General features: G+C 62.1%; 14 protein-coding genes, 1 tRNA gene and 1 pseudogene. 6 read left to right on the plus strand and 10 right to left on the minus strand.

What is annotated here, in order from left to right:
- Positions 1 to 77: 77 nt before the first annotated feature.
- From NKJ89_RS32255 to NKJ89_RS32265, 3 genes are read right to left on the minus strand one after another with little or no spacing between them, the layout of a single operon-like run.
- On the minus strand, positions 78 to 1,259 hold the full coding sequence (locus NKJ89_RS32255; protein ID WP_352608527.1) for a site-specific integrase: 1,182 nt from the start codon (positions 1,257 to 1,259) through the stop codon (positions 78 to 80).
- The gene (locus NKJ89_RS32260; RefSeq protein WP_352608528.1) at positions 1,252 to 1,665 is read right to left on the minus strand and encodes a type II toxin-antitoxin system VapC family toxin; all 414 of its coding nucleotides are present in this window, start codon (positions 1,663 to 1,665) and stop codon (positions 1,252 to 1,254) included. The genes NKJ89_RS32255 and NKJ89_RS32260 overlap by 8 nt, the downstream gene beginning before the upstream one ends.
- Positions 1,665 to 1,907, minus strand: coding sequence for a type II toxin-antitoxin system Phd/YefM family antitoxin (locus NKJ89_RS32265; protein WP_352608529.1), 243 nt, complete (start codon positions 1,905 to 1,907; stop codon positions 1,665 to 1,667). Before NKJ89_RS32265 ends, NKJ89_RS32260 begins: the two co-directional genes overlap by 1 nt.
- 228 nt (positions 1,908 to 2,135) lie before the next feature.
- Between NKJ89_RS32265 and NKJ89_RS32270 the strand changes: the two genes are divergently transcribed.
- The 3 genes from NKJ89_RS32270 to NKJ89_RS32280 all read left to right on the plus strand — a co-directional run bounded on the left by NKJ89_RS32270 (position 2,136) and on the right by NKJ89_RS32280 (position 4,463).
- Positions 2,136 to 3,254, plus strand: a complete 1,119-nt coding sequence (locus tag NKJ89_RS32270; protein WP_352608530.1) for an RHE_PE00001 family protein — start codon at positions 2,136 to 2,138, stop codon at positions 3,252 to 3,254.
- Between the two features lie 87 nt (positions 3,255 to 3,341).
- The gene (locus NKJ89_RS32275) at positions 3,342 to 4,025 is read left to right on the plus strand and encodes an XRE family transcriptional regulator (protein WP_352608531.1); all 684 of its coding nucleotides are present in this window, start codon (positions 3,342 to 3,344) and stop codon (positions 4,023 to 4,025) included.
- Positions 4,026 to 4,463 carry an RES domain-containing protein gene (locus NKJ89_RS32280; protein WP_352608532.1) on the plus strand — a complete coding sequence of 146 codons (438 nt, stop codon included), beginning with the start codon at positions 4,026 to 4,028 and terminating at the stop codon, positions 4,461 to 4,463.
- 385 nt (positions 4,464 to 4,848) lie between these two features.
- Here the strand turns inward: NKJ89_RS32280 and NKJ89_RS32285 are convergent, their stop codons facing one another.
- The 5 genes and pseudogenes from NKJ89_RS32285 to NKJ89_RS32305 all read right to left on the minus strand — a co-directional run bounded on the left by NKJ89_RS32285 (position 4,849) and on the right by NKJ89_RS32305 (position 6,231).
- Complete coding sequence (locus NKJ89_RS32285) at positions 4,849 to 5,247, minus strand: ubiquitination-like system serine protease family protein (RefSeq protein ID WP_352608533.1); 399 nt, start codon at positions 5,245 to 5,247, stop codon at positions 4,849 to 4,851.
- A 40-nt stretch (positions 5,248 to 5,287) separates the two neighbouring features.
- Positions 5,288 to 5,533, minus strand: a complete 246-nt coding sequence (locus tag NKJ89_RS32290) for a hypothetical protein (RefSeq protein WP_352608534.1) — start codon at positions 5,531 to 5,533, stop codon at positions 5,288 to 5,290.
- A pseudogene (locus tag NKJ89_RS32295) lies at positions 5,469 to 5,669 on the minus strand (DUF6791 domain-containing protein); the annotation flags it as partial. The pseudogene NKJ89_RS32295 and the gene NKJ89_RS32290, both read right to left, overlap by 65 nt.
- Positions 5,670 to 5,720: 51 nt before the next feature.
- Positions 5,721 to 5,993, minus strand: coding sequence for a multiubiquitin domain-containing protein (locus NKJ89_RS32300; protein WP_352608536.1), 273 nt, complete (start codon positions 5,991 to 5,993; stop codon positions 5,721 to 5,723).
- 16 nt (positions 5,994 to 6,009) lie between these two features.
- Entirely contained in the window at positions 6,010 to 6,231 is a 222-nt protein-coding gene (locus tag NKJ89_RS32305) for a DUF2188 domain-containing protein (protein WP_027170549.1), read from the minus strand.
- A gap of 154 nt (positions 6,232 to 6,385) precedes the next feature.
- Between NKJ89_RS32305 and NKJ89_RS32310 the strand changes: the two genes are divergently transcribed.
- From NKJ89_RS32310 to NKJ89_RS32320, 3 genes are read left to right on the plus strand one after another with little or no spacing between them, the layout of a single operon-like run.
- Positions 6,386 to 6,712, plus strand: coding sequence for a helix-turn-helix domain-containing protein (locus NKJ89_RS32310; protein ID WP_337093097.1), 327 nt, complete (start codon positions 6,386 to 6,388; stop codon positions 6,710 to 6,712).
- Complete coding sequence (locus NKJ89_RS32315; RefSeq protein WP_352608537.1) at positions 6,709 to 7,617, plus strand: ImmA/IrrE family metallo-endopeptidase; 909 nt, start codon at positions 6,709 to 6,711, stop codon at positions 7,615 to 7,617. Before NKJ89_RS32310 ends, NKJ89_RS32315 begins: the two co-directional genes overlap by 4 nt.
- 20 nt (positions 7,618 to 7,637) lie before the next feature.
- The gene (locus tag NKJ89_RS32320; RefSeq protein ID WP_352608538.1) at positions 7,638 to 8,906 is read left to right on the plus strand and encodes a hypothetical protein; all 1,269 of its coding nucleotides are present in this window, start codon (positions 7,638 to 7,640) and stop codon (positions 8,904 to 8,906) included.
- 29 nt (positions 8,907 to 8,935) lie between these two features.
- Here the strand turns inward: NKJ89_RS32320 and NKJ89_RS32325 are convergent.
- Positions 8,936 to 9,043, minus strand: a tRNA-OTHER gene (locus NKJ89_RS32325).
- A gap of 6 nt (positions 9,044 to 9,049) precedes the next feature.
- Positions 9,050 to 9,532, minus strand: coding sequence for a helix-turn-helix domain-containing protein (locus tag NKJ89_RS32330; RefSeq protein WP_023722605.1), 483 nt, complete (start codon positions 9,530 to 9,532; stop codon positions 9,050 to 9,052).
- Positions 9,533 to 9,574: the final 42 nt, after the last annotated feature.

Below are 9,574 nucleotides of genomic sequence, written 5' to 3' on the forward strand. Positions count from 1 at the left end.
GCTGGTCGATATCGAAAATGATGTGCTCGGCAACACCTGGCGCTTGCCCTGGCCCGAGTTTCTTTAAGAACGAGGCCTCAGACGATTATCCGCGCTGCCCGCCCGAGCGTGCGTTCGGCATCGTTGTAATAGTTCGACGCCTGCTGCACCGAGCGATGCTGCGACTGCTGCATGGCTTCAGGCAGCGGAATGCCGCGGCGGGCGGTTTCGGTGAGATAGCCGGAGCGCAGGCCGTGGGCGGAGAAGGCTTGCGGATCAAGCTCGGCCTCGGCGACGCGGCGCTTCAGGATCAGATTGACCGCCTGCGGCGTCAACGCCCGCTTATCGAGGTTGCCCCAACGGTCGATGCCGCGAAACACGGCGCCTTCAGTGATGCCGGCGCGCTCCATCCACGACCGCAGCACCGTTACCGGCCGGCCAACCAGCAGCACGTAAGCGTCGCTGTCGGCTTGTGTCGTCTTCGTCCGGCCAAGCCGGATCGACAGGCACGGGAGCGTTTCGGCGTCGGGATCCTTGGGGTCGGCCGGCACCGGATCTTCCTCGACCAGCTGTTCGACGCGCAGAGCAGCAATCTCGCTGCGACGGCGGCCGCCGGAGGCAAAGGCGGTGATGAGAAGGGCGCGGTCGCGCAAGTCGACGAGCCGGTCGCCGGCGCAAGCCTTCAGGAGGGCGGCCAAAATGTCGGCAGTCACAGCCTTCTTGCTCTTGCGGCCGCGCGGGCGGGCGCTGGCGCGCACCGCCAGTTTGATGGCGCTCTGCAGCCCCGGCCCATTGAACTTTCCCCTCATACCGCGCCATTTGGTCAGCGTCGACCAGCTCGACAGCCGCCGGCGCACGGTGCTGGGGGCGTGCGGAGCGTCGACGCGCAGCAGCTCGGCCGACTTCAGCGCGGTGGCTACGTCCTCGGGCATGCCGTGTGTTGGGTCGGTTTCGCGCTTTGCGGGATCCCACAGATGATGCGCCACGAATTTGATCAGCAGCGCCTCGGGCGCCGGCCAGGGCAGCGATAGTCCGGTGGCGGCGAGCGACCAAGCCTCGAGATAGCCGAGGTCGGAGGCGAGCGCGCGCAAGGAATTTGCGCCGATGCCTTGCTTGGCCAGGTGACGCAGGGTTGCGACGTCGTCGTCGGTCAGCAGTCCGGCCAGAACATCGCGGCGGTCGAAGGGCAGGACCGAGTCCAGCGCGTCGAGCGCTTCGGCCCGCCGCCCGACGCCGGCGGGCTTCGCTACGCCGAAGGGTGGGGCCGCGGCTTCAGCCATTGGCGAGAGGCCCGAGGATCTCGACGCCTTCGGCCCGTGCCGCCGCGACCAGCTTGCGGTCCAGTGTGGCGAGCGGAAGCGTCCGCTCCAGCGCCAGTGACAGATAGGCGGCATCGTACGCGCTCAGCCCATGGCGTGCCGCCAGCGCCAAGACAGGCCCGTCCCCGCCCGTTCCCGCGTCCTCGAGCGGCAGGCGCCGCAGCCGGCCCATCGCCGCGATCGCCTCGCCCGCGGCAATGCGGCCGCGGCGTTCGGCCATCAGGACGATGCTGCGCGCCTCATGCCAGAACAGCGACGGCACCGGGCCTTGTGCGGTCAGTGCGCCAATCAGCGCTTCGGCCGCCTCGCTGTGCTCCTCCGGAAGCAGCCAGGTGGCGGCGACGGACGCGTCAAGGACGAACACCATCAGAAGCGATGGCCTTCATGCTTCCAGGCCAGAATCTCCTCGGTGGTGACCGGCTTGGCCCGGGCCCGTGCGGCGCGGACTTCCTCGATCAGGGCGCCAAGGTCGTTGGTCTTGGGGATTCGGCTCAGTTTGGCGATCGGATCGTTGCCGCGCGAAATGATGACCTCCTCGCCGGCTTCGACCTTGGCCAGCAGGTCGGACAGGTGCGTCTTGGCCTCTCCGACCTTGACGGTGATGGTCATGGTTTCTCCTGAGGGCATAGCGCTCTCGTCGAGCGGAGCGTGGAACGGTACGACGATCGGCAATTTGGACGACGCTAGCGCGATTTTCGGGGGTTGGTCAAGACTTGGTCTTGTCACTATCGATAAGAGATCATTATCGATAGTGAGGTTTGTCCCTGAAGAAACACGACGTAAGTCCAGTGATACCCTCACTAGCTTGACCAACGCGAATCAGCCATCATGAAAACAATGGCTTACACGCTCGACAAACTGCCCCTGGAAACCCTGATCGGGCCGGTTGCCCGCGCGACCGAGGTTTTGGTCCGCCTCGACGAGCGGGTCGCCCGCTCTCCCGTCCGCGACGGCTTTGTCGAGCGCCAGCATTTTGCCGACGCGGCTTCCGCGCTCTGGCTCGAGGGCGAACTCGTCCACCTCGAGGACCTCGTGCTGCACGACGCCCACATGGACATCCGCACCCCGACCCACGAACTCACCCGGGCGCACGCGGTGCTGCGAACCCGCCGGCGGATTTTTGCGCAAAAGCCGGACTGGGCGCTCAGCCGCGACGGTTTTTTGGCGCTGACCGGTCGCGGCGGCGCCATGCCGGTGGCAGGCCAAAAAAGCCGGGACGGGGAGGGGGCTGGAACTGCCTCTGTGGAAGCCGACGATCGCGATGACGCTGAGGCCGATCTGCTGGCCGAAGAATTTGCCGAGATCGATGCCGTCCTGGCGCGCTCGTCAAAGCTTCTCAGCGGCGCCCACGTGCCGGCGAAAGCGGCGCGCCCGGACGATCGGCCGGACCTGATTTACGATCTTGACTGGAATGAGGAGGAACGGCTGGCCGAATGGCACGCCATCCTCGGGGAAACGCGGGAATTCCCGGTCGTGCTGCGCGGGGCGGTCCTGCTCGAAGCCTGGTCGGACATCGAGGTGCTGCAGCATGCCACGTGGCTCGGGCCGTTGCTCGTGGCTGCACTGCTGCGACAGGAAGGACTCGCCGCCCACCATCTCGCTTGCATTCATCTCGGCGCGAAAAACATTCCGCGCGAGCGGAGGCGGGCGCGCAATCGCGGCGATCGGCTGCTCGCCTTGCTCGATGGAATCCACGTTGCGGCAGTGGCTGGCCTGAAGGAACACGATCGGCTGGTGCTGGCAAAAAGCCAGATGGAGCGGCGGCTCAAACAACGGCGCGCCAGCTCGAAACTGCCCGACCTGGTCGAGCTGGTACTCTCGCGGCCGCTCGTCTCCACCGGCATGATCCAGGAGCGGCTAAAAGTGACAAAACAGGGGGCGCTCAACCTGATCGGCGAGCTCGGGCTGCGCGAGATGACGGGCAGGGGGAGGTTTCGCGCCTGGGGAATTGTTTAGTCCGCAGCTATTCTAATAGCTTTACGAAGTTATCCAACTTGACGAACTTGCGCTCTGTAACCATATGGACAGCAGGAGGTTCTCATCATGGCCGCTCCAAAGCGCAGCAATCAGAGCGGGTCCGCGTCGCACGCGGGAGTCGCCGCCTTGAGTTTCACCGCGAAGCTGCCGGCACAGGCAGTCTTCAAGAAGGTAGTGCTCGAACGCTATCAGGAAGCGCTCGCTCGCAGCCGCAAGATCGGCCATCGCGTATCGTTTCGGGTAGAGGTCGATGCGGCGGCTGATGCGCAGACGATCACGCCGGTCGAAGAGCAACCGATCGCCTCAGACGACATCTTTCCCGTCGAGGACACGGGCATGGATGCCGATCTCGAGGCGGCTCTTGCCGGAGCGCGCGCGCGTGGCCGCAAGCGTGTCGCCGAAATTGTCGCCGGCGAGGACATGCTGAGCGCGGATGCCTTTGCCAAGCTGCTCGGCACGTCGCGGGTGACGGTCAACGCCAAGCGGCAGAGTGGGCAGGTGCTCGGGATCGATGGCGCCAAGCGCGGCTTTCGCTTTCCTGTGTGGCAACTCGACAAGGACGGTCGTCCCTTCGGCGCGTTGCCGGCGCTCCATGCCATGTTGGGCAATAGTGCCTGGGCCGTCTATCGGTTTCTGGTGTCGCGCCATGGCGCCCTCGATGGCCGGACCGGCCTTCGAGCCCTTCAACAAGGCGATGACGCCTCGGTTTTGGCCGCGGCGGAAGGCATGGCCAGGGGCGATTTCGACTGAATGCCGGGCGTTCCACCTCCACCCGATTTCGGGCGTGCAAACCTCGAAATCGAGACCATACCGCGGGGTCGGACATTCGGTCGGATCTACTGGAGCACCTATCCCGATCCGTTGGGTTACGGGAAGTCGCCGAGCCGATTCAGCGATCCTCGACGCCGCGTTGACGCCAACCGGTTTGGCCTTCTTTACCTCGGTGATTCCCTGAAGGTGTGCTTCCTCGAGACCGTGCTCCGCGAGCGCCGCGAAGGGCTTCTAGACGAACTTCCGATAGAGGAGGTGGAACTGACCCAGCGGCGCTATGCGGAGATCACGACCACGGTGGACCTTCGCCTGGTCAACCTCAGAGGCGACAATGCCGTTCGGATCGGTGTGCCGACCGATGTCGTTCGGGCACAGCGCCAGAACCCGGCACCGGCGGTGGTCACTGGCGTTTCATGAACATCCATCTCGGCCCGACGGGATCATTTATCCCTCGCGCCTCAACGGCGCGACCAATCTTGCGCAGGACTGTGGTGCCAGGGTAGCATAGCGGATCGGTCTCGGCGGCGTAAACCAATTCCGGCTACTTTTTGCGGATATGTTCCTCGATGAGGTACGCCGTTCATCTCCGCTCATCCCGCGACCGGCGGTCGTTGCGACAACGTCTCGCATGCGCGGGGTCAGGTGCATGCCTTCGACCACGCTGATGCGCTCTCCGCGCTTGCTCGAGAGGACAAACTGACCGGGACTTCACGGCGCGGGAAGGGGAGGAGTTCTTCTTCATGGCCATGACTGTCATAATCCATGGCGCCGCGGAAACATTTCCTGACTTTTCCGACAACGGCTAGCCGAGCCCAATCCACCCGAGAATCGTCTTCCACACACGAATCCACCACCTCGGCCTAACGTCGCGATAGTGGGCTTCGCGCCGGCGATGGTCGTATTGCAAGGCAGTGACAGCCTGGGCAGAGCTCATGGAAGGCGCCCAATGAACCTTTCCATCGGTGATGAGGTAATGCGGCCGGCAGGGCAGCTGTCCGTTGCCGATTGACGGCCAGACGGTAGGCTTTCCATTGCGCTCCCTGACACTCCACCCGGCCGGACCGAGAGAAATGGGGACCTTGCTGCCACAACCACAGGCGCAAAGGTGGACGGCGATCTTGTACTCGTCGGAGACGTACAATACACCGGGCTCCAGCTGCGCGGGAACGTAGCGAACCTTCGCGAGGCGGAGTTCCGTCACTCGACGGGCTCCGCAAACAGGCGCGGGATGACGGTGTTCATCAGCAAATTATAGGCCGGCACCCCGTGCGCGTAAAAAACCCGCAGTGCTGCTTGTAGCGCAACATGGCGATGCTGGCGTTGAGCGCGTTGAGTTCGGCGATCTGGATGTTGAGCCGATACTCGTCGCCCGGCGGGTCGGTGAGGGGCACCAGCCCCTTGCCGCGGACTTCGGCGGCGTTTTCAGGCAGGAACGTGGTCGTGCGGACCATGCCGGCAAGTGCACCGTTTTGACGGACCAGCCCCATTCCGACATCGATGAATGGAATGCCCAGACGGCCGAACCCGCGTGCCGTCAATGTCTTTGATGACGCTGACAATCGCGCCCCAGGATAGATTTCCCTCGGCGTCGAGGTACGGGATGTCCCTGACGACAAAGTATCGCTGTCGAGCCGGAGCGCGTAGCCCCGGTCGATCAGCTTTTGGATGTCGGCATTATGACTCGCTAGTTGGAATAACATGGAACTCCATCTCGTCCTTCGCCTTGACCGAGCCGCCTGGCGCCAAAGTGCCTTCCTTGGGCTTTTCGCCGCGGGTGTAGGTCACAGAGTAGACCGTCTGCGGATGCTGCGGGTAGGTCGGGTCGAAATACGTCACTACCTCCGCGTAGGTAAGGTCGTGGTTCTTCGGCACCTGGTGCGCGGTGCCGTTCACTACGACGGTGATGGTCTTGTCGTGATCGCCCTTCTTGTCGGCGGTGTCAGTCATTGCGTGCTTCCTTTTGTTAGCCCTTGGGAGGGTAGGGGTCGTTGCCGTACGAGTTTGAGTCGCGGATCTGGCCATTGGGGCGGTGGATCACGACTTCGCTGTGTTGATTGATCGCGATGTCCCGGGCCGAAGAGATGGCGTCGGCCTGAGAGGGGTGAAGGGAAGTTGCACGGCTGTTGCCGGCGCCGAGCACCGCCCATTGTCCGTCACGAGGTACCACATGCTGATTCTTGCCCATGAAAGTCTCCGTTAAAGCCTGTTTACTACAAACTCGTACAACTATATCTTACGGCAAGGCTTGCGTCAATGCCCACGGTATGATGTTGTAATGCCTTATCAGACGGCGTGCCGGCCAAGCGTGCGCGCCGCTATGACTCGTGGAGAAGGACTGAATGGTAGAATTGGCCGTCAAACTGAAGCAGCTGCGCGTGAGGAACGCGAAATCATTGCAGGAGGTCGCTGATGCGGTGGGGGCTTCCAAGGCGCATATCTGGGACCTCGAGCGCGGCGCGAGCAAGAACCCGTCGCTGGTCCTGCTGAAAGGTCTTGCCGACTACTACAAGATTGGCGTGGCTGAATTGGTGGGTGAAGATCCGACGGCTCCAGAGGAAGAGCCTGACCTGATTGCCCTTTATCGCAACCTCAGCGAACTGAAGCCTGAGGACCGCGAGACCATAGCGCTCATTGCCGAGCGGCTGAAAGCGAGCCGAAAATCATGAACATCACGCGGATGGACCTTGCCGACGCGGGCAGCCCCGAGCGCCTCGTTCTCGAGATCCTGAAGCTCGAGCCGCAGCTGCCGATTCCGGTGCCGATCGAGGAATTGTGCCTGAGACTGGACATCCACGAAATCGTGCCGCTCACGACGCAAGGCTATGAAGGCGGGCTCATCACCACGCCCGATAAGTTCAACGGATCGATTCTTTTCAACGAGGCAAGCCCACCGGAGCGGCGGCGCTTCACCATCGCGCACGAGCTTGGGCATTTTCTCATTCCGTCGCATGTACCCTCGGCGGAAGGCCACTTCTTGTGTAAGTTGCAGGACATGCGCGAGCTGAAGGGCGGGGAGTCGGACCGGCGCCTGAAAATGGAGGTCGAGGCCAATCGCTTTGCCTCGCAGCTCCTGATGCCGCCCCCGAAGTTCCGGGTGGATGTCGCGGTCGGCAAAGACCCTGACATCCGCCAACTGTCGTCAATCGCCAAGAAGTACGACGTTAGCAAGGAGGCGGCCGGCCGCGCTTACGTCAGATTTCGCGAGGAACCTGTCGCCATCGTGGTGACACAGAACGGCAAGGTGTTGCGCGACTATCGCGACACGCTCAAGTTTCCCCGACCTGCAATCCCGACCGGAGCCATGGTTCCCGCACACTCGCTGCTGCATCGCCGGAAGCATGAGATGGGCGTGCCCAGTGAAATCGACGAGACTGACGCCGGCGTGTGGCTCCCTGTCGAAAGGGGCCGCCAACCCGCGCCGCTCTATGAGCAGGTCCTTCTGCAACGGCAAGGTTATGCGATCATCATGTTGTCGCGGGACGCAGTCGCCGCCCATGAGGAAGATGTTGACGAGGAAGCCGAAATGACGTCGGCAGAACGGCTGAAACGCCGGCTGTTTTCCGACCGGTGAGGACGGGGCAGGGGGCTGGTTTGAGCGCAGAGCATTCGGTCGTCTCCTTCTTTGAGGGCAAGGCGCATGGCTCCATTGAGCTCGCCGACACGGTTGTTGCTATCCATATTGAAGGCAAGCCTTGTGAGTTCAGGGATGTTTCGCTGCGGCTGGATGACCACCTTGACCTCCAGCTGAGATGGACAGGACCTCTCAGGCCGGGGGTTGTTAAGATTGATCAGGATCTCAAGGTCACCTTCGAGGGTGGGACGACGGCCGAGTTCCTGATGCTTTCCCATAAATATCACTTTGTCGGGCACGAAGAATTCTCGGCGACGTCGCGATTCTCGCCTTTGGATCTCGCCGGGAAATCCAAGGGATTGGCGGAAGCCGTCATTTTGTGCGGTCCCGCAATCCATCCAAAGAAGGTCGGGATCGCACTGGAGTTTGGCAATCTGGCGATAACCGTACAGCCATTCGATCACTTCCTGGCCTTGGGCGGCGGGGGTGTCCGGCTTCCGCTGGTACCTACGATTTCACATCGGGCGCTGGTTCGATCCTTGGATGGCAAACCCCTGAAGGCCGCCAAACTGTATGAATTCCTCGACCAGATTTGCTCCTTCCTTGGCTTCATAAAAGGGACGAGGGTTGGATACGGTGAGGTCCGCAATGCTGCTCATAACGGGTTCCGATCTCTGGGATTCACCCGGGCCGACAAGCTGGAGGCGCCGAGAAACTGGTTTCATTGGTCGTTGGCCGACGGGTTGCCGGCGCTGTTTGCCAGTTACATGACGGTCTTTCAGACCCCGGAGGCCAAGCGCGGCGTCGGGCGGGCGTTGGCCTATTATAAGATAGCGAACCTCTCCCGCTACGATTCGGTGGAGACGGCGGTCATCATGTCGGCAGCCGGCCTGGAAACCCTCGCAGCCTATGTTCTGGGGACACGGGGCGGGTGGAGCGTCTCGATGTTGCGCAATGTCAGTCTTGCGGAACAAATCAGAGCCTGTACCCGCCTGCTCAAAATCGAAGGCGATCCGGCCGATAAATCCGATCTGCTTCGCAAACGCTTGAAAGCTAAGAAGGGGCAGCCGGCTCGCGACGGATTCTCGTTGCTGACCGAATTCCGAAACGGCGTCACGCATTCGTCGCCCTTCAATTACGACATGGACATTTTCCACGCTTGGGACGCCTCACAATGGCTTCTTGAAATGCAGCTTCTGGCGCTGTTCAATTACCGCGGAAAATACCAGGATCGGCGTTTGGAGATGCGATCTCACGCTGGCAATCTCTCGACCTTTCCAGTCGCATAGGCAAGGGGCCAGGTGTTGGTGAACAAGGATGGGCGTGACGGCAGGACTTGAACCTGCGACCTCCTCGCCCCTAGATAGCGGTGTCACGCACCACCCAGGTCGAAAGCGAGGCGCTCTATCCTCTGAGCTACGCCACCATCTGCCTATGCATCGTTGTCGACGACTAGTTGCGGCTTCTTGCGCTTCAACCGGTCTGACCTTTCCTCGGCCGCCTTCTTGATCTCGGCGGCCTTTTCCAACGCAAACGGCCTGGCGGCCTCGATCAGGCCATCGAAATGATAGCGGTTCGTCATGCTGCCATTGGGCGTGTTGCGCCGTTCTTCCCGGCCAAGAAGTTTAAGGGCCTCGAGGGCGGCAATGCGTTTCTGAATGGTGCGGGGTGTCACCCCGATCGCCTTGGCGATCGTCTCCACCGAGGGGTGGGGCAGGTTGTCGGGCAGCCACCAGTACTGGACCAGGTGGATGATGATGTTCATATCGAGCGCATCGAGGCCGAGAGCCTGCTGCTTTTCGATGATGATGTTGGGGAAAGCGCTCCAGCCAGTGGCCATGAGCGCCTTGGTCCATTTCTTCTCGTTGGTGCGAAGCTTGTCGACGTCTGCTTTGGCGGATTCTGGCTGGGCCATATGAGGCTCCCTGTGTGAACTGCATCCAGATATGGTGGTTTC

The organism is Mesorhizobium sp. M0047, from assembly GCF_040323315.1.
GTDB lineage: Bacteria > Pseudomonadota > Alphaproteobacteria > Rhizobiales > Rhizobiaceae > Mesorhizobium.